Below are 19,302 nucleotides of genomic sequence, written 5' to 3'. Positions count from 1 at the left end.
AATCTGTTTCCCTAACTCGATCTAAACGTCAACTCTATCCTCCTCCATCCAGCGGCGAGTGCCAAAGAACTGACAGGAATGGGCAGCAACCCTGGCAGCCACTTCCAGTGCTTCAACAAACTGCTGCTGCAAAATGGCATGGCAAAATGCCCCATGAAAAATATCCCCTGCCCCCAACGTATCAACCGCTTTGACCTGGGGAACTTCGAGTTCTCCCCTCTGGGTGTGATTCCAGTAGTGGATGGGTTGTTCACCCCGGGTAACGGCGATATGGGTAATACCCAGATTCAACAAATACTCCATCACCTCCGCTTCATGATAGCAACCGGGTGGGCAAAAGTTGGCAGAACAGATAGCATAGTCAGCCAGGGAAAGAACGGTTTCAAAACCAGGTTTCCAGCTTCCACCATCAATCACGACCGGAATGTTGTGGGACTTCGCCTGCCGGGCGATCGCCCGTGCCACTTCCATCTGGTGCCCGTCAATCAGCACAATATCTACGCCTTGCAAACAGTCTGCGGGAATGCAGTCCGCCGTTACTTGAGTCTTGACTGCATTGATAGAAACGACTGCCCGTTCCCCCGTCGCTTCAGTGACCAGGATCGAAGAAACGGGGGGAGGCTCAGTGCAGTCTGGTGAAAGGTCAGCAACTGTTACTCCACACTGCTGTAAATCTGCCAGAATCAAATGGGTAATTGGGTGAACGCCCACTGCTGCCAGCACCATCGCAGCATTTCCCAGATAGCAGAAGGCCACCGCCGCATTTGTGGCTGGTCCACCCGCTGCCACCGCATAGTCAGATGCCACCATCTTCTGATTCCTGGCTGGCAGGTACTCAGTCTGGTAAATCAAATCCAGGGTCAGCAAGCCCACAAACAATCCACGCTTCATAGCCCATCACCCCATCTTTTCCCCCTTGGCAGATACGCACTAACCCTACCCACTTATCCTTTCACCCCATCACCTCATCACTCTATTACTCCATCACTCATCCATCCACTCCTTTTCCCTATGCCCTCCGATCCCACCCCCGGCACCCTTTATCTGGTCGGTACCCCGATCGGCAATCTGGAAGATATGACCTTTCGGGCCGTGCGGATTTTGCAGTCCGTTGATTTGATTGCCGCCGAAGATACCCGTCATACTGGCAAGCTGCTACATCATTTTCAAATTTCCACGCCCCAAATTAGCTATCACGACCACAATCGTCAGTCTCGCACATCAGACCTTGTGGAACAGTTGCGCTGGGGAAAAGCGATCGCCCTGGTTACCGATGCTGGGACTCCCGGAATTTCTGATCCTGGCTATGAGCTCGTCAAAGCTTGTGCTGAGGCTGGAATTTCGGTGGTGCCAATTCCTGGTCCCAGTGCAGCGATCGCGGCATTGACAGTTTCTGGATTGGCCTGCGATCGCTTCGTCTTTGAGGGCTTTCTGCCCGCCAAATCCCAGGCTCGCCGCGCCAGATTGGAAATCTTGAAATCCGAATCCCGGACGCTCATTTTCTATGAAGCGCCTCATCGCCTCCGACAAACGCTGCAAGATCTGAGGCTTTTTGGAGGAGAACGACCGATGGTTTTAGCACGGGAATTAACCAAGCTGCATGAAGAAATCTGGCGTGGGACGATTGACGAAGCGATTGAGCGTCATGGCGATCTCAATCCTCAAGGCGAATATACCCTCGTCGTTGCTGGAGCCGAACCCACCCAACCCCTGCTGTCTGAAGACGCCCTCAAAGCCGAACTGCAAACCTTAATCAGTCAGGGGTTTTCTCGGTCTGAAGCGAGCCGTCAACTTGCCCAGCAAACCGCCCTCCCCCGCCGTCAAATTTACCAACTAGCACTTTCCCTACCCGAGAAAAACTAAAAAGGTTTGACAGAGTCAATACCAGATGCCATTCGCTGTTGACTGAAGGCAAAATCCTTATAGTTTAATTGTCCTACCAGTGTAAAGTCAATATCATAGGCCAGCGATTTCGAAGTTGATCCTTCGAAAGACGGGCGAGCATTACCCACTCGCCATCACCTTTCTGAATGTCATTGTGAGGTTCAATGAAAAACTCCTGGCTTAGTTTTGGCGTCTGCGTAGCTTAACTTAGACACCTTCAGGTTATGCATCCTACTGCAAGTTTAACTGGCTGGAATGCCAATTTAGAAAGTTTTGATCCTGCAAATAGACCCATCGGTGGACGTAGTTTTCACTTAAATGAAGATTTGTATTATGCCAATCTAAAGATTCAAGCGACTATCCTTGGGCTACAAAACGGTAGCATTCCTCTCACCAAACCTTTTCCCACTCTTTTCTAGTGAATTCTTGAGTGCCCAACCTTAATCATTCAATCCTCATCCTTCATCCTTTCTCCCTTCCATCAGTACAATGATTGACAGTCGCTTAACGCTCTGATTCGGGAACGGTAGCAGAATTTGTAACCTGTACAAACTCTGGCCTGAGTCAATGTAGCCTGAATGAGTTGACCTGCAATGCTCCCAAACGATTACCCATGCGGGTGAGTGCTCTAAAACGGGGGTGTAAGGCAAACTTTAATAGAGGGCGTTTAGCACAGACGGGATGGTACCTTCATGGTGTTGACTAAGGAAATGGCGTTGGCTGAAGAGCTAGCAAACGAGTGGCGATCGCGATTAGAGGCAGAATTGCCCGGACACAGTGCTGCAACCCGCGAAAGCATCGTCCGCTGGTTGATTGGAGAAGACGTATCCCGTTTTGAAGGTATTACCCCCAGCCTGCGGCAAATTACAGAGCAGGCCATGGATTACCGCTATCGCATCCTGCGCCAGCGCTACCTGGATGTCGCTCCTGAACGGGCTTACAAACGGTTGATTCAACGGCTGGGCAGTCTCTTCTTGATTCGTAACAAGATTCGTACCTGGATCGCCCTTTCCCGCGATCGCCAGCGTTCAGTTGTGGATGTTTTAGAAGAAGTCATCCAGGAATTGCTGCAAAACGACACTTATATGCAGCAGCAAATTCTTTGGATCTCTAAATGCACTCGCGATCAGCGACTTCGTAATGCTCTGCTATTGGCCAGCACTGAAGAATATTGCCTGCGTCCGATCCGAAGTCAGCCTCTTCTCGCCTATCGGTTCGTCAACTACCTGCGCCGCTCCCAACGGGGAGGGATGACTCAGGTTCCTGCCAAAGACCACATCCGCCTTGTTTCAGAAGAGGTTGCTCCTGATGACGCCGATGGGTCGATTAGTTTGTTAGACATACAGGCTGTGATTCAATATCAGGATGCCAAAGCGGCTGAAGAGCAGCAAGAATTGAGAGAGGCCGTCAGGCGACAGTTTGAAGCTTATCTGATTGAAAAGGTGGGTCCAGAAGCAGCCGACTGGTTGAGGCTCTATCTCCAAGGTCAAACCCAGGAAGCGATCGCTCAGGCTCTCGATATGCCTGTCAAACAGGTCTACCGTCTTCGCGAAAAAATCAATTACCACGCGGTACGCGTCTTTGCCTCCAAAAACCAGCAAGAACTAGTCACCAGCTGGTTGGGGAATCGCAGTAAGTGAACCTGTAACAATGCATTAAGGGACATTCCAAGGAACGTCACTTAACGCATCATTCCCGGTCAGACAAGGCATAGATGCTTAATCCCCACTTGGCTCAATAGGCATCCTGCAACTCGTAAAAGTCAGGCGAGATATAGTCCTTACGCAGAGGCCAGCCCACCCAATCTTCCGGCATCAAAATTCGCTTCAGATTAGGGTGCCCTTCATAGACGATGCCATACATGTCATAAGACTCCCGCTCTTGCCAGTCTGCCGCCTTCCAGATCCAGTAGACCGAAGGCACGCGAGGATCTTCACGTGGCAGAAACACCTTAATTCGGACTTCCTCTGGCCTATCAGCGTTATCGCTCACCTTAATCAAATGGTAAAAGCTAACCAGATCCTGCCCCGGACCGGAATCATAGGCTCCCTGACACTGCAAGTAATTAAATCCATAGGCATAAAGAGCCGTTGCAAACGGAATTAAAAAGTCCCGTTCCACCTTCAAAACCTCAACACCAGAAGCATCAAAACCCAATGACTCATGCTCAAAGCCATTCTGGGTTAACCACTTCGAAACGTTGCCCGCTTCAACAACTTGGGTAGATTTAGCCGGAGTAATGCTCGCCGCCTCAGACTTAATTGATTTAGACTCTTCTTCAGGCACGACGCTCAACCTCCTTTTCAGCCGTTAATAGAGCTGGGGGTACTGGCATTCCCATAGCTTCCACCAATTCCTTCGGTGGAGTTTCCCGTTCTGCAGATTGCAAATACTTACCCGTCAGAATGGGATCTACCACTTTCATCGTGTGAGTTGTGCTGTAGTAGCGGTGAGTCTGCCTGAGATTGCCGCGCTCCTGGATAGACTCGTTTGAGATTTTCTTACGCAGTTTGATGATTGCATCAATAATCGCTTCTGGGCGAGGAGGACAACCAGGCAGGTAAACGTCCACCGGAATAAGCTTATCGACCCCACGCACGGCAGAGGGTGAATCCATACTGAACATCCCTCCGGTAATTGTGCAGGCTCCCATAGCAATCACATACTTGGGATCGGGCATCTGCTCGTAAAGCCTGACCAGCGCAGGTGCCATCTTCATCGTGATGGTGCCTGCGGTAATAATCAGATCTGCCTGACGGGGGGTTGATCGCGGTACCAGACCAAAACGGTCAAAGTCGAAGCGGGAACCAATCAGCGCTGCAAATTCAATGAAGCAGCAGGCAGTCCCATATAGCAGGGGCCAGAGACTCGACAGCCTTGCCCAGTTATAGAGATCATCCACCGTCGTCAAAATTACATTTTCCGAGAGCTCCTGCGTCACTCTGGGACGTTCAATCGGATTCAGAATCAATTCAGAGGGCCCAGCGGCAATATCCTTTGATGCAGTATTGGGGTTCATGACCATTCCAGGGCTCCTTTACGCCAGGCGTAGACAAGACCAACGACCAAAATCGCGACAAAAATTAGAGCTTCGATGAAAGCCAATAGCCCAAGTTGGTTAAAAGCAACCGCCCAGGGATAGAGGAACACCGTTTCAACATCGAAGATGACAAAAATAAGGGCAAACATATAGTAGCGAATATTGAATTGAATCCAGGCACCGCCAATGGGCTCCATGCCAGATTCATAGGTGGTACGCCGCTCTGGCCCCCGACGACTGGGCCTCACTAGCTTGGCGGCTGTCAGTGCAAGCAGGGGAACCAGGCTACAGACCATGAGGAACCCTAAAAGATATTCATAACCACTGAGGACAAACACAACCAATTCCCTTCAGATGATAAGTACGGCAACAAAGCTCATGTTACTTGCTCTTACATGTTACTTGCTCTTAATATTATAGGGAGGACATCCGCAAAGATGTATCGAAAAGCCCCCACAGAACGTATAGAGAAATTTAGAGAAACTGTGGAAGCGAGTTTGGGGTTGGGACGGAGAGAGAGTCAGGAACCAGAAGCCATAAGGGGAAATCTCTAACCCTTACTTTTTCTGACTTACGGCTTCTATCTTCTATAGCGATAGCCACTAGGCTTAGGACGGAGTACAGGGGTTCCACCCCTGGCTAGGAGCGCAGCCCCCACTCCTTCTCTAATTTCCAATGTCCTAACGCACCCGCGTAGAGCTATAGCATGGAGCACCTGCCGCAATTGGCGCGCTTGTCCTCATCCAAGATGGGTTTGACCGTTTTAGGACGACTCGATCAGGCGTGCAAACAAGCTAACCCCTGCTGCTCGAAGGCACGAATCACCTTGCAAACAGTTTGGACACTACCACCGACCGTGGTGGCAATGTCTCTGGGCTGGATACGTCTAGCCCTAGCCAGCAAGATTTGGCAGCGCCACAGGGTAAAAGCATCTTTGCAGCGTAGTCCCTGTTCGAGGGCAGCTTGTTGGGTTTCACTCAAGGGACACATGTATAGAGGGGGAAGCATCAGGGTTATGAGCCAGTGGAAAGTGACTCATCTAGAGTATCTTTGACTCCTGCTAATTGCGTAATTCAGTGCGCTGAAGTCGCATTAGCTGCTTTAACCGAATGCGCTGGTTTTTGGGAATCAAGAAAATGACGATTGAGATAATCAGAAACTTCAGTAAAAGCTGATAGATATAGAATCCAATCCCAATGATACCCATCATCTCTCGATAATAGTTGAGATGGGCTTTCCAGTAGTGAGGTGATTTAATTGAAAACCGTTCTTGCCAAATGTCAATTGGGGAGCGATCGCCACCCATCCAGGAAATGGGTGGGTGATCATCTTTGCAGAGCGCGATCGCATCTCCAAAAATCAGCAATTTATAACCCTTACGTTTTGCCTGGTGAGTATAAACCACATCCCCATAGTAGTGGGGACACTGCTGAGCTTTGGGATAGCCGATGGATTCTACAACCCTTTTAGGAATGCAAACAAAGTTTCCAGCCAACCCATCGCACTCCAGAACGGTCCCTTTTGCAGCGTGAATATGGGTAATTTGAACACCTTTACAAACAATCCCTCCGTAGCTTGGGCGATCAGTTTCTGGATCAAGCGACTGCCCCCCTGCAATTACCTTTGGGTCTATCTTGCATTTCTCAATCAAGGTTTGAATAGCACCAGGCTGAGGATAGCAATCATCATTCAACCAGATCAGAAACTCAGCTCCCTGACCGATGGCATACTCCATCCCTTTGCGAATTGCGCCTGTCCACCACAAATTGCCATCTCCTTGCAGGACCACTACTTCTGGATAGCAGGACGCAATGGCGATCGCCGTTCCATCAGTTGAACCATCATCAACTACTACAACTCCATACTGTGTCAAAATCCCCTGCTGACTCAGCCCTTCCAGGCAAGCCAGCGTCGTTTGCTTGCGGTTATGAACCGGAATGATGATGTAGACCAGGGCTTTTGGGCTGAGACTCATAGGGATTTGGGCAACTCTTCAGAGGAGTTCTTCGAACAAACGACTGTAGCGTTGTGCCTGCAATTCCAGGGGAAAACACTTTTCTGCACGAGCACGGGCAGCCGCGGCTAACTTTTTATTGCGCTCCAGGTCATCCAGTATCCAGAGGATGCCTTGTGTCAGATCCTGAATGTTAAAGGGTTGAGCAAGATAGCTGTTGACTTGATGCTCAAGCATGTCGGGCATTCCACCGATATTGAAAGCAAGGCAGGGTACCCCACAGGCCAGTGCTTCCATGACTGTATTGGGCAAATTATCTTGAAGTGACGGAGCTATAAACAAATTCACGGCTGAGTAGGCCAGAACCAGTGAGAGGTCATCCTTTAAAGTGCCCAGGTAATGAACAGGAACTGGCAAATCGGTTGGGGTTTCCTGCCCCCTGGGTTTGGGTGTGCCGTAAACAACCAGTTCAATCTCTTCTTGCCATTCCGAAGGTAGCTGCCGTAAGGCTTCCTGTAAAAGATGAAACCCTTTCCGGCGATCGCTATCAAAGCTGGCAGCTCCTGCTAAGACCAATCGTTTATCAGGCGGCAGACGCAGTAAGGAACGGGCAATCTGGTGATCAATCGGCTGGTAAATACTTAAATCAATACCATAGGGGATGATTTCAACCCGGTAGTTTTTCAAAAGATTACTGCTATGAACACAGTTGGCTAACCACTGGCTTGGAGTAACAATCGTTAAGTTCAGGTTCTTCCATGCTGTCACTTTACGCTTCCAGATCCAGCGGGACAAGTCCCACTCCCGGTTGCTACCCAGTTGGGGGCAGGCACCACAGGATTGGGTGTAGCGATCGCAGGTTTGGGCATAATGGCAGCCACCTGTAAAGGCCCACATATCGTGTAATGTCCAGACGAGGGGTTGCTTAAACTTAGCCAACGTCTCAATTTGTAAATAACCAGCTCCGACCCAATGCAAGTTAAGAATATCTGGCTTTATTTCTTTGACTCTGCCTGGAACCCCATCTGGCAACCACTGGCAGGAAAAGGGCGTTGCCTGACGTTTGGGATAGAGTTTTAAGGGCAAATAGTCGAAGGAGTATCTGACTTTTGCAAAATCCTGCCGAAAGTTGGGGGGTGGAGATAGTACAGTCGGATCATCGCTCGATTTAACCTGAACCAGCATTTGGGAAGTAAGGTTCAGCCTCTGCAATCCCTGGTGAAGCCGATAAGCCGATCGCGCCGCCCCTCCTTCAATATCTGACGTACTGAGTATTAGAACCTTCATTGGAATAACCGACGCAACTTACGGAAACCTCGTTGAATTCTATGTCTATCTTTGGCAGTAATTTCTAACAACGGAAATAAGATTCTGGACCAATATTCGAGTAGTCGAATCCCATGCCAGTTTGGTGGTTGACTACTAATTTTCTGATAAATGTGAATATGCTCAAACTGACAGAACCCACAATATTTCAGCCCCATCACTCTGGCAAACAGGCTAAAAGTATGACGCAAATGGAATGTACTGGGCAAATGACATTTAATGCAAGGGTAGAAACAATTGGCAATAATTAAAAAACCATTCGCATCAATCGCTTGGGCCATATTGGATAGCAGGACTAATGGATCAAAAACATGCTCTAAAACATCTGTACAAACGATACAACTATACGACTGATCAAGAATAGAAATGAATTGAATCTGTGAGTAATTTCTGACTCTATGAAATGATAATTTACTGGGGTATGGTTCATAAACATCAATAGAAATTTCGTTTCTGGCATCCGCAATCAATCGAGCCAGAGTACCAAAGCCACCGCCATAGTCCAGTACAGATGAGATCGACTGTCGTTGAGCAATCCAGTGGGCGATCGCGTGCCGATGCTGGCAAGACATTTCGTCCTGTTCAGTAAATAGACCATTTAATAACCAGACAGGATGCTCATAATAACATTTCATTTTATCTGGATCGAACTGCCGATTATCACAGTCAAAGCCGTCCCAAACCTTATCCATCAGTCGCCAGATATCCTGAAGTTCAGGAAAACCATCAGGCAGATCAGAAAGTAGATTAGCTAGCTCCTGCCTGTCTATATCAGTTAGAAGTGATTCATCAATTTCTTCGTTTAGAATTTTCATTGTGTCTTTTATACCTATTCACTTTTTAAGTGCTACCCATTCGACCCCTCCCATCATCCCCTTGCCAGGAGAAAGTACCGTAGACGGTGAGGTTTTGCTCCGTAGTTTTTATTGAGGAAACTGGTATTACACAGATGAGTCATTTGGATTATTGATCTATATTCAATAACTATAGCGGTAGTCATTATGGTTAGGACGGGGTGCAGGGGTGGAACCCCTGGCTGGAGGCTTCGCCCCCACTCCCTCCTTTACAATTAATGATGGCTACCTACTTATTTAATTTTCCAGGGTAGATCGATCATCACTACACCAATATGGTCATGACGTTGATATTTTGCCAGTTTTGTTCCGGTTTCATTCACCCTAAACATCACTGTGTTTTCATGGTAGTCATATATCTCCACCATTGGCTCGTGGGCTGCTAATTTGAGCAGGTAGGAACCTGGCATTAGAAACATACCTGGGATCTGGATAGAAACTTGATATAAACCGGGACGACGAATGCCAAGACTATCAGGATCACAATCAGATTGGAGGGTAGTAAAAACAGGTCTTCCATCACTTGTAAGAATGTGAATTGTAAGCTCTACATTTTTAACAGTTTTCGTTACCTCATAGCTCAAGTTGATGTAGAATGGGTAACGCACATCCACATCTGAAGAATGCTCTCCTTCATGATTAGCGATCGCCACCTCTCGAAAAAAAACAATTTTATTTAATCGTTTAATTTGCTCCACTGAATACAACTGTTTGTATGCCGCATTTTCAACATCCGAAGTTAGATACTGTGAAACAACAGAGTTAATATCGCCCCATCCAATCAGTCTTCCCTGACTTAAATAGATTCCCTTTGTACAAAGCTGAGTAATGGTTCCCATATTGTGACTGACAAATAAGACCGTCCGTCCTTCGTTTTTTGTCACATCTTCCATTTTGCCCAGGCACTTTTTCTGAAATTGGGCATCTCCAACCGCCAGCACTTCATCCACTACCAAAATTTCCGGTTCTAAATGGGCAGCAACGGCGAATGCTAACCGGACATACATACCAGAAGAGTAGTGCTTTACGGGGGTATCTAAGAATTTTTCAACTTCAGCAAAAGCAACAATCTCATCAAACTTACGGTTGATCTCTGCCTTTGTCATGCCCAGAATCGCCCCATTAAGGAAAATGTTTTCTCGCCCGGTCAGTTCTTGGTGAAAGCCCGTACCAACCTCTAAAAGACTGGCGACCCTGCCGCGAATGGCAATCCGCCCAGTCGTGGGCTCCGTGATACGGCTGAGAATCTTAAGTAGAGTAGACTTCCCCGCTCCATTGCGACCGATAATGCCGATGCGATCGCCCTGCCTGACCTCAAATGAGACTTCCTTCAATGCCCAGAATTCTTCACGGTTGGGTGCGGATGGATCGAATGGGTGAGAAGAAAAGGGATTGAGCTTACACAGCAGTGATTTTGTCACCTTTGCCATCACATCCCGCAGGGCAACGTAACGTTCCGGTTGCTGATGCTTCAGCAGGTAGCGCTTACCCAAATTTTCGACGCGAATCACAGTATCAGGCATGGGTTTGGGGCTCAAATAACATCGGCAAATGTGCGTTCCATCCGACGGAAATACCAAATACCAGTGACAAGCACCAGCAATACCAGCGTATTTGACAACAGAAATCCGGCCCAATCAATTTGGGTTCTTCCTCCCAAAATTGCCCAGCGAAACCCATCGATTACACCCACCATGGGGTTAAGAGAATAGAGCAAACGCCACTGCTCTGGCACAATGCTACTGCTAAACCCAACGGGGGAAATGTACAACCCAAACTGCACAATAAACGGCACAATGTAGCGGAAGTCCCGGTATTGCACATTCAGTGCTGCCAGCCATAGCCCAGCCCCAATTGCTGCTGCAAAAGCGATGAAAATAAACAATGGCAAAGTCAAAATGCGCCAGTCAGGGATGAAATTGTAGTAAGCCATCAATCCCAGCAAAATCATGCCAGAGATCAAAAAATCAACAAAGCTGACGATAACAGCACTGGTAGGAATAATTAATCGGGGAAAATAGACTTTAGAAAGCAGATTGGCATTGATTATCAAACTATTGCTACATTCTGATAGAGCATTGGCAAAGAACTGCCAAGGCAACATTGCTGCAAATACCAGAATTGGATAGGGTACCCCTTCGGAGGGTAAGTTGGCCAGCGTTCCAAAGACAACGGTAAAAACTACCATCGTCAGAAAGGGACGAATGAGTGCCCAGGCAATGCCGATCGCGGTTTGTTTATAGCGAACCAGGATGTCTCGCCAGGACAGAAAGTAGAACAATTCCCGATAGCGCCACAGGTCTTTCCAATACTGGCGCTCAGAACGACCGGCTTCAATAATCAGATCTTTAGTCGGAGACGAACGCATGGGGCAACCTTTTCTTACTAGGGCTCATTGTGAGAGTTCCCCAGAGAAAGGAAGGAGCGATCGCACCAGAGGAAACCAAAAATTCAGGCTCAGTCCCTGGATTTACTGATAGAATTCCGGGGAATTTCCGGGACAGGGATCAGTGACGATGACTGGCAGTGGACAATCCAATTCACCTCACAGGATTGATATTCTGATCAATCAGGTCGGTTATTTAACGGAAGCGATCACCGTCGGATTTCAGGATTTTCGAGCAGAACTGGCTGAGTGAAAGGAAATCACAAAACAACAGGCTGAGACAGCCAGACAGCAAGCTGAATTGGTGGCAAAATTAGTAAGGATTGTGGAAGACTTGCTTCAACGTGGCAAAGGCGTGTCCTCTTAAGGGAGCAAGAGCCAGAAGTCCAAAATTTTCTGACCTCTGGCTCTGATTTTTTGCTCTTTTTACAAAGATTCCCCTGGGTAGACACACTAAACTTTGAATTACTTGATTTGAGGGGTGTTTCAAGTTACTTCTGTAAATCTGCTTTACAGGTATTCAAAATGCGGTAATCATTCTGGCTGATGCTAGAGATCTGATGAAAGCCCTGCAAACTTACTTTTTCTGAACCCCCTCCAGTGGCAGCGACGGTAGAACCTCTTTCTAAGGCGATATCAAAAGGATTAGTGCTGCGATCATAGCTGTTGACAACAGTTAGTGCAAGCTGATTTCCCTGAAACGAACCAGCAGCACAGTCAAACGAAGAGCGAGGCATATAAAGTGCGCCCACGACCTTGCCATGATTGACCTCAAATACAAAATAGCCTTTTCCAATTTGCTCTGGCTTGGGAGACTGGCCGTAGAGGTAAACCCCATCTGGCAAAGTGACAGCTGGTGCAGAAACCGCAGAAACCTGACGAGGTGACTTAGGGCTAGATTCTGCGATCGCTGGTAAACCCATAGCTGCAACACCTACAGCCAGTATCCTAACCAGGAATCCGCTCAGTTGGACCCAGTTAAAAAATTGAGGCAAATGGTGATCTGAACGTTGTCTTCTCATTATAACTTTTAATCTTCTCATCATAACTTTTAAAGTTTTTGAGATTGATTGAGATTTATGAAGTAGAGCTTCGAAATAGGGATTTTAGAAAGGAACAGATTCAGAACGCTGGAAATCAGAACAGCGGGCCTACCAATAATGCTAGCGCCTCGCCTTGCATTGCAAAGCGAATTTCTTAAGTCAATCTGTTACAAGGAGTGGGACTATGAAGACCGTGAAGTCGACTACAAGCTCGTCTGGTTCGATTCCGGAGACAATAAAAGATTATGATGCTCCAGAAATCTTTGCTTCATCCGTCCGACTCACCTGAACGGGTGATTTCACATAACTTTTGACAGATGTTCCTCCCAACTTCCCAGCTCCCATCACTGGAATGGGAAGGGGTTGTAATGAACAAAAACCCTCTCCAGCCCGCTTATTCCTTATCAAACCATCAAGCAGGGACTCCTGCAATTACGTTTAGTGACAGTTTTGGAAAAGAGAATCATGCGAAAATTTACGGAGCCTGCAAAGAATTGTGGGGCATTTGGGGAGGATGGGTACTATTCAAGTAAGAAGGAACATGTCTGGTCAGTTGGGGTCGTCTACCATCAGAGCGATCGCTCGCGTTTTGTCGGAGCATAAAAGTCCTCACTTAGACTCCGCCTGATCCCGATTTTGCAGCTTACATGACGGAATTCCGCTTTCATTTTGAAGGAGTCGCAAGGAAGAGCCGCCGCCTGGCGTGCCTCATCCTGAAACATCCCGCGTTGATCACAAGCATCCTGGCGACAGGATTGGTGCTGGTGGTGCGCCAGGTCGGTGGGTTGCAGCCTCTAGAGTTAATGTCATTTGATCAAATGATCCGGCAGCGCCCCGATGCCGGGCAGGATCAAAGATTGCTGATTGTCGCCATTACCGAAGACGATATTCGGTTACAGAAACGCTGGCCCATTTCTGATCAGGTAGTTGCTCAACTTTTAGAAAAACTTCAGCAAAATCAACCGCGGGTAATTGGCTTAGATATTTACCGGGATGTGCCCCAACCACCCGGGCAAGCCGATCTCAAAAAACAACTTCAGGCTCCTAATGTTTTTACCGTCAAGCTTTTGGACGACATAAATAGTAGTGGTGTGTCCCCTCCTTCAGGCATGCCTGAAGAGCGGGTAGGTTTTAGCGATATTGTGTTAGACCCAGACGCAGTGGTGCGGCGAAATTTTTTGTATGCCGAACTGGATCGTGAAAGTCTGTATTCTTTTTCTTTGCGGTTAAGCCTGGCTTACCTGGCGAATCACCGCCAATCCATGCAGGTAGCATCAGACCATTTACAGATTGGCAATGTCAAATTCTGGTCCTTGACCAGCAATTCCGGTGGATATCGGGGGTTGGATGACCGTGGTTATCAAGTTTTGCTGAACTACCGGACCCCGAACGAGATTGCTCGACAGGTCACTCTAACAGAAGTTTTGAATGGAATGGTGGACCCTGGTTGGGTCAAAGACAAACTCGTCCTGATTGGAACCACGGCACCCAGTGCGAAGGATATTTTTCTGACTCCCTTTAATTTGACAGTGGATCAAAGCCCCAAAACGCCGGGAGTTGTTGTGCATGCCCAAATGGTTAGTCAAATTCTAGGAACGGTGCTGGATGGGCGATCGCTATTCTGGTATTGGGCAGAACCCGTTGAGATGCTGTGGGTTTGGGTTTGGGCATTGGTAGGGGGCATTTTAGCATGGCGATTTCGCCATCCCATCGCCCTGGGCAGTGCTCTCGGTGTTGCCGGTGTAGGACTTTTTATCACCTGTCTGGGCGTATTTATTAGTGCGGGTTGGATCCCGTTTATGCCCGCGGCGATCGCCCTGGTAGTTACAGGGGCAGGGGTCGTTGTCTACCGGTTACTCCATGATAATTTCCACGATTCCTTGACTGGTTTACCCAATCGTGCACTTTTCATGAAGCAGCTTCGGGCTGCTATTAACGACTATCAGAAAAACAACAGGTCGGCATTGCCCCCTGAATCACCGACGGTTGCTGTTTTATTTTTGGGGCTGGACAGTTTCAAAGCGATTAACGATAGCTTTGGGCATCGCCTGGGCGATCAACTTCTCATAGCTACCACTCAGCGATTAAAAAATTGTCTGCGCTCCAGCGATAAGTTGGCCAGGGTGGGGGGGGATGAGTTTGCCATTTTGCGGCAGGAGATTAAGGAGAAAGAAGAGGTCACCGATCTGGCTGATCAGCTCCAACAAAAGGTCACACTGCCCTACAAGCTGAATGGACAGGAAGTTTTTACAACCGCCAGTATTGGAATTGTCCTGGGGAAGGCCAATTCTGATTACGAGCCAGAGGATATTTTGCGGGATGCCCATACTGCAATGCATCGGGCGAAGGAGTCAGGGAAGGCCCGGCATGAAGTGTTTGTTACAGGAATGCGAGTTCAGGTGATGACCCGCTTGCAACTTGAGACTGATTTACGGCGCGCGATTGAACGCCAGGAATTTCAACTGCATTATCAGCCGATCATTTCTTTGGAGACGGGCAAAGTTGCAGGCTTTGAAGCCCTGATTCGCTGGCACCATCCACAACGGGGGCTGGTACCCCCCGCGGAATTTATTCCAGTTGCTGAAGAAACCGATTTGATTCTTCCCTTAAGCCAGTGGATTATTCGGGAAGCCTGCCTCCAGCTCAAAGTTTGGCAGAAACAGTTTCCGAAGGATCCGCCCCTGTTGGTGAGTGTAAATTTTTCGGGTCGCCAGTTTTCTCAGCCCAACCTGGTCGAGCAAATTGAGCAAACCCTCCAGGAAGCGGAGCTGGATGGTCGGAGTCTGAAGCTGGAAATTACTGAAAGTACGGCCATGACTGATGTTGAATCTACGATCGCCCTGCTGCAACGCTTGAAATCCCTGAATTTACAGCTCAGTATTGATGACTTTGGAACCGGATACTCCTCCCTCAGTTATTTGCATCGCTTTCCAACTAACACCATCAAGGTGGACCGTTCATTTGTAAGCCGCATGGGGGATGGCAGTGAAGATACCCAAATCGTTCAGACGATTATTATGTTGGGGCATAATCTGGGGATGGATATCGTGGCAGAGGGAGTGGAAACAGCTGAACAGTTGGCAAGGTTGCGATCGCTTCAGTGTGAGTATGGGCAAGGCTTTTTCTTCTCTAAACCCCTGACGGCTCCAGATGCAGAAGCATTGCTTCGAAGCGATCCCCAGTGGTGATAGGCAGTTGTTAGTTGTTATAGCCGTCACCAGGTTGCTCAGGACATTGGTTTTAAGAGGGTGTTGGGGCTGCGCCTCCAGCCAGGGATTCCACCCCGTTACCCCCTCCCTCCCTCCTTTCCATCTATGCAAGATTAAATTCTTTGAGTGCTGGGAGAAAGTTACTATTCTCATGTCCAGAACGGCTGAGTTTAATCAGGGCAAAGCGCTGGAGGGGAGACAGGGTGGCCCATTGTTCTGGAGCGATCGTCGCGTTGACTTCCTCAGCTTTCTCTAAAACGCTGGCTGGAATAGTTGTGGCATCAAGCCAGGAGGGGTGGGGATCGATGGGCAAATCGACGACTTCGGTTCCTGTACGTTCTTGAACCAGTCGGTGAAGCAATTCTCGATAAGCCTGGATTTCGAGTTCCGATTCACAGGGCATTTCGACTAGCTTCTGGCGGTCTTCCTGGTGAAAGTGATTCCACTGGACTAATTTCAGTTTGACCCCGCACGTGTCAAGCTTCAGCCGAACCTGCATTGGAATACAGCGAAGCGATTCTACAAAATCAGATTCGAATTGAAAAAATTGAGTCATAATGTTTCAGCCTACTGGTCGGGCGATCGCCAGTTGATACGTTTAATAATCCAATAGCTAATAGAAAGCGCGAAAATTGCGGCTGCGAGAGCAATTAAGTCAATTCCTGAGGTTTTTTCCAGATCCAGGATGATGATTTTACGGGAAACAGCAATCAAAGAGGTACTGATCACCAACTCCACCTGAATTACATGCTTCTTTAAGTAGGCCGTAATATTTTCAAGGATTTCGAGCGCAATCAAGACGTTGAGAAACAGCCCGAAGATGGTAAGGGAAGTTGTGCTAAATCGGGCGAAGGGAGTTGTAAACAGCTCTGTAATCAGAAACAACCCAAGATCATAAATGGCGACCAGGATGACAATTACCATACCAATCGACAGCGCTTTGGAAACAAAGCTCTCTATATGACGCACATATTGAAGAAAGTTTTCGTCTTGAAAGGCTTGTCTGAACTGTCTTAACAGCTTACGCAAGGGCTTTTCATCCTATGGCTATGGTTGCAATTGATGTGAGCCTACTAAACTGCGGGTAGCGATCGCAATTGGTTTGTTGCATTTATCACTATCGATTTTGATTTATATTTCATATTATTTAAGTTATTGAGGGGATTTGAATTTGCAGAAAACCCCCACCCTTCTCTAAACTGAGCAATTTGAGTCTTTATCTATGAATCATTTAAGTGAACTTCTAGAACCGCTGGCTGTCTGGTTTCGTAATCTTAACATTCCTGCACCCATCACCCACTGGGGACATCCGCTGATGATGGGAATTGTGATCTTTGTGATGGGAGGTTATGTGGTTTTTGCGGGTTGGCGTGGACGTTTGGCATCAGACAAAGAAGTTACTCTCAGAAGCCGAGCAGACCATCGCAAACTGGCTCCCTTCATGTTTCTGTTTTTAGCGTTGGGCTATACAGGCGGGATTCTGTCATTGGTAATACAGCAGGAACCCATTATGGAAAGTCCTCATTTCTGGACAGGAACTGCCGCATTAGGGTTACTCTTAAGCAACAGCCTCCTTTCCCTCTCTGGCTTTTGGGGCGACAAATCGACTCTCAGAACGCTTCATGCCTATTTGGGAACGGCTGCCTTCGGCCTGCTAATTGTCCACACAATTTTAGGTGTTAAGCTGGGCCTGTCAATTTGATCTCAGCCATTATGAACACCTTACCCAGTCATGAATGACATTAACTAAGTAGGTGGACGTAATTATAAAGATAATTTTGGGGATGGAGGAGGTGCTTCCCCTTCCTGGGCACGCACACTCGACTCTTCCTTTTATTGCTCTACGCGGGATCTTTAGAACATTGGAATTAGAGAGGGAGTGGGGGCTTCGCCCCCAGCCAGGGGTGGGAACCCCTGCACCCCGTCCTAACCATAATGACTACCGCTATATCATTCATTGTGGTTACCTATTTACTAACTTTTAGGGATTGTTAGAGGCAACAGGTGAGGGGGCAATTGCCAATTCACCTTTTCATTGTCTGTTGTTTATCACATCATCTCTCTTGCAATGAATGAGCAACAACTGATCCTCACCCCCACTCGATTGCCTTTCCTCTGTCATTCGCTATCTCAGGCCTGATATAGTAGGATGCTGTCTAATAATCTGAAATTACGGCATTTCCTTTGTGATTCAAAGTGCTAGTGGTTCTAAGGTAGAAACTCCTGCCTCCTCTTTCCAAGGATCAGATCTCTGGTCTGACCTGTTGCAACAATTGCTTGATCGCCAATCCCTTTCCCAGAATCAGGCTGCCGAACTGATGCAGGGATGGCTGAGCGAGTCCGTGCCTCCGGTGCTATCTGGTGCCATCCTGGCAGCAATTCAGGCAAAAGGGGTTTCTGCTGATGAACTAGCAGGCATGGCACGGGTTCTGCAAGCCCAGACTTCGCCATTGCCCACTCCCCACTCTCCACTCCCCACTCCCCTAATTGACACCTGCGGTACTGGTGGAGATGGGGCTGGAACGTTCAATATTTCTACCGCTGTGGCTTTTGTTGCGTCCGCAGCAGGCATTGCGGTTGCCAAGCATGGCAATCGTTCTGCCTCGAGTCGGGTGGGTTCGGCTGATGTGCTGGAAGCTTTAGGAGTCAATCTGGCTGCCCCTCCCGAAAAGATTCAGGCAGCCGTGCATGAGGTGGGCATTACGTTTTTGTTTGCACCGGGCTGGCATCCTGCCTTAAAGGTGGTTGCGCCGATGCGGCGATCGCTGAAAGTGCGAACTGTGTTTAACCTTTTGGGACCGTTAGTGAACCCAATGCGCCCTACCGGACAGGTGATTGGGGTTTGTGATAGCAATCTGGTAGAGACGATTGCCCATACCCTGAAACAGTTAGGAACTGGACAGGCGATAGTCCTCTATGGGCGGGAACGTCTGGATGAAGCAGGGTTGGGGGATGAAACCGACCTAGCCGTCCTTTCAGGGCAGCAGATTCAGCGAACCAACCTGAACCCGGCAGAATTGGGTTTGGAACCTGCCCCTTTAAGTGCGATCGCAGGGGGCGACGTTCAACAAAATACCGAAATTCTTAAATCCGTCCTGCAAGGGGGGGGGACCCAGGCCCAGAAGGATGTGGTTGCCCTCAACGCGGCGCTTGCCCTCAACGTGGGCGGAGCCATTTCCCAAACTGACCAGCCCTACGCTGCTGGAATTGCCCTTGCCAGAGAAATTCTTGGTAGCGGTGCAGCCTGGATCAAGCTGGAGCAGTTGGTGCAATTCTTAAAAGAGTAGGTAAAACAGGCCACTTCCCCCGTCCGATTCCAGAACTATCCGAGCATAAGTAGCTAGGCGCAATTAAATTTAAGGATAGTTTCGGGGGGGAGGGGTGAAACCCCCTGCCTGGGGGCGCAGCCCCTACTCCCCCCTTGATAATTAATTATGACTACCTACTTAATGGAACACTCCAATTGTTAGCCCTCACTCACATCGGCGTTATTGAAAAGCAGTATGAATCGAAACGAACTTTCGAGCATACAGCACCTATTTCATACCCAAATTCAGCAACGCCCCCACATCTGCTTATAACTAACTCCATACTCCGGATTGGTCA

20 protein-coding genes are annotated in these 19,302 nt (G+C 48.3%); 7 read left to right on the top strand and 13 right to left on the bottom strand.

All coding sequences use genetic code 11. The features are described 5' to 3' along the window. Positions 1-21: 21 nt before the first annotated feature. On the bottom strand, positions 22-891 hold the full coding sequence (locus tag P4D80_RS10295; RefSeq protein WP_421659049.1) for a sugar kinase: 870 nt from the start codon (positions 889-891) through the stop codon (positions 22-24). Between the two features lie 120 nt (positions 892-1,011). Between P4D80_RS10295 and rsmI the strand changes: the two genes are divergently transcribed. The 3 genes from rsmI (at position 1,012) to P4D80_RS10280 (ending at position 3,524) form a co-directional block, all read left to right on the top strand. Further along, complete coding sequence (gene rsmI / locus P4D80_RS10290) at positions 1,012-1,863, top strand: 16S rRNA (cytidine(1402)-2'-O)-methyltransferase (RefSeq protein WP_421659048.1); 852 nt, start codon at positions 1,012-1,014, stop codon at positions 1,861-1,863. A gap of 245 nt (positions 1,864-2,108) precedes the next feature. After that, entirely contained in the window at positions 2,109-2,303 is a 195-nt protein-coding gene (locus tag P4D80_RS10285; protein ID WP_421659047.1) for a hypothetical protein, read from the top strand. A 273-nt stretch (positions 2,304-2,576) separates the two neighbouring features. Then, positions 2,577-3,524, top strand: coding sequence for a HetZ-related protein 2 (locus P4D80_RS10280; RefSeq protein WP_421659046.1), 948 nt, complete (start codon positions 2,577-2,579; stop codon positions 3,522-3,524). A 94-nt stretch (positions 3,525-3,618) separates the two neighbouring features. On the opposite strand, the gene P4D80_RS10275 is transcribed toward P4D80_RS10280, so the two are convergent. From P4D80_RS10275 to P4D80_RS10235, 9 genes are all read right to left on the bottom strand, one after another. After that, the gene (locus P4D80_RS10275; protein WP_421659515.1) at positions 3,619-4,125 is read right to left on the bottom strand and encodes an NAD(P)H-quinone oxidoreductase subunit J; all 507 of its coding nucleotides are present in this window, start codon (positions 4,123-4,125) and stop codon (positions 3,619-3,621) included. A gap of 37 nt (positions 4,126-4,162) precedes the next feature. Further along, a complete protein-coding gene (locus P4D80_RS10270; RefSeq protein WP_421659045.1) occupies positions 4,163-4,903 on the bottom strand; it encodes an NADH dehydrogenase subunit K in 741 nt (246 codons plus the stop codon). Further along, on the bottom strand, positions 4,900-5,262 hold the full coding sequence (ndhC, locus tag P4D80_RS10265; RefSeq protein WP_421659044.1) for a photosynthetic/respiratory NAD(P)H-quinone oxidoreductase subunit C: 363 nt from the start codon (positions 5,260-5,262) through the stop codon (positions 4,900-4,902). Before ndhC ends, P4D80_RS10270 begins: the two co-directional genes overlap by 4 nt. Before the next feature lie 439 nt (positions 5,263-5,701). Further along, complete coding sequence (locus P4D80_RS10260) at positions 5,702-5,932, bottom strand: helix-turn-helix domain-containing protein (RefSeq protein ID WP_421659043.1); 231 nt, start codon at positions 5,930-5,932, stop codon at positions 5,702-5,704. Positions 5,933-5,984: 52 nt separating this feature from the next. Then, positions 5,985-6,899, bottom strand: coding sequence for a glycosyltransferase family 2 protein (locus P4D80_RS10255; protein ID WP_421659042.1), 915 nt, complete (start codon positions 6,897-6,899; stop codon positions 5,985-5,987). 18 nt (positions 6,900-6,917) lie between these two features. Next, complete coding sequence (locus P4D80_RS10250) at positions 6,918-8,165, bottom strand: glycosyltransferase family 4 protein (RefSeq protein WP_421659041.1); 1,248 nt, start codon at positions 8,163-8,165, stop codon at positions 6,918-6,920. After that, a complete protein-coding gene (locus P4D80_RS10245; protein ID WP_421659040.1) occupies positions 8,162-9,019 on the bottom strand; it encodes a class I SAM-dependent methyltransferase in 858 nt (285 codons plus the stop codon). The genes P4D80_RS10250 and P4D80_RS10245 overlap by 4 nt, the downstream gene beginning before the upstream one ends. 272 nt (positions 9,020-9,291) lie before the next feature. Then, on the bottom strand, positions 9,292-10,581 hold the full coding sequence (locus P4D80_RS10240) for an ABC transporter ATP-binding protein (RefSeq protein WP_421659039.1): 1,290 nt from the start codon (positions 10,579-10,581) through the stop codon (positions 9,292-9,294). A gap of 11 nt (positions 10,582-10,592) precedes the next feature. Further along, on the bottom strand, positions 10,593-11,426 hold the full coding sequence (locus tag P4D80_RS10235; protein ID WP_421659038.1) for an ABC transporter permease: 834 nt from the start codon (positions 11,424-11,426) through the stop codon (positions 10,593-10,595). Between the two features lie 148 nt (positions 11,427-11,574). Between P4D80_RS10235 and P4D80_RS10230 the strand changes: the two genes are divergently transcribed. Continuing rightward, positions 11,575-11,697, top strand: a complete 123-nt coding sequence (locus P4D80_RS10230) for a hypothetical protein (RefSeq protein ID WP_421659037.1) — start codon at positions 11,575-11,577, stop codon at positions 11,695-11,697. A gap of 238 nt (positions 11,698-11,935) precedes the next feature. Here the strand turns inward: P4D80_RS10230 and P4D80_RS10225 are convergent, their stop codons facing one another. Beyond that, complete coding sequence (locus P4D80_RS10225) at positions 11,936-12,439, bottom strand: hypothetical protein (RefSeq protein ID WP_421659036.1); 504 nt, start codon at positions 12,437-12,439, stop codon at positions 11,936-11,938. Positions 12,440-13,134: 695 nt separating this feature from the next. Between P4D80_RS10225 and P4D80_RS10220 the strand changes: the two genes are divergently transcribed. Next, positions 13,135-15,675: an EAL domain-containing protein gene (locus tag P4D80_RS10220; protein ID WP_421659035.1), complete on the top strand. Its 2,541-nt coding sequence runs from the start codon at positions 13,135-13,137 to the stop codon at positions 15,673-15,675. A 124-nt stretch (positions 15,676-15,799) separates the two neighbouring features. On the opposite strand, the gene P4D80_RS10215 is transcribed toward P4D80_RS10220, so the two are convergent. Both P4D80_RS10215 and P4D80_RS10210 read right to left on the bottom strand, forming a co-directional pair. Further along, positions 15,800-16,252 carry a nitrate reductase associated protein gene (locus tag P4D80_RS10215; RefSeq protein ID WP_421659034.1) on the bottom strand — a complete coding sequence of 151 codons (453 nt, stop codon included), beginning with the start codon at positions 16,250-16,252 and terminating at the stop codon, positions 15,800-15,802. An 11-nt stretch (positions 16,253-16,263) separates the two neighbouring features. Beyond that, entirely contained in the window at positions 16,264-16,725 is a 462-nt protein-coding gene (locus P4D80_RS10210) for a phosphate-starvation-inducible PsiE family protein (RefSeq protein ID WP_421659033.1), read from the bottom strand. Between the two features lie 193 nt (positions 16,726-16,918). Here P4D80_RS10210 and P4D80_RS10205 point away from each other — a divergent pair, with 193 nt between their 5' ends. Continuing rightward, positions 16,919-17,398: a DUF4079 domain-containing protein gene (locus P4D80_RS10205; protein WP_421659032.1), complete on the top strand. Its 480-nt coding sequence runs from the start codon at positions 16,919-16,921 to the stop codon at positions 17,396-17,398. A gap of 562 nt (positions 17,399-17,960) precedes the next feature. After that, entirely contained in the window at positions 17,961-18,983 is a 1,023-nt protein-coding gene (gene trpD / locus P4D80_RS10200; RefSeq protein WP_421659031.1) for an anthranilate phosphoribosyltransferase, read from the top strand. Positions 18,984-19,302: the final 319 nt, after the last annotated feature.

It is taken from the genome of Leptothermofonsia sp. ETS-13 (assembly GCF_049200465.1).
Lineage (GTDB): Bacteria > Cyanobacteriota > Cyanobacteriia > Leptolyngbyales > Leptolyngbyaceae > Leptothermofonsia.
This window is presented reverse-complemented; position numbering and strand designations above follow the sequence as displayed.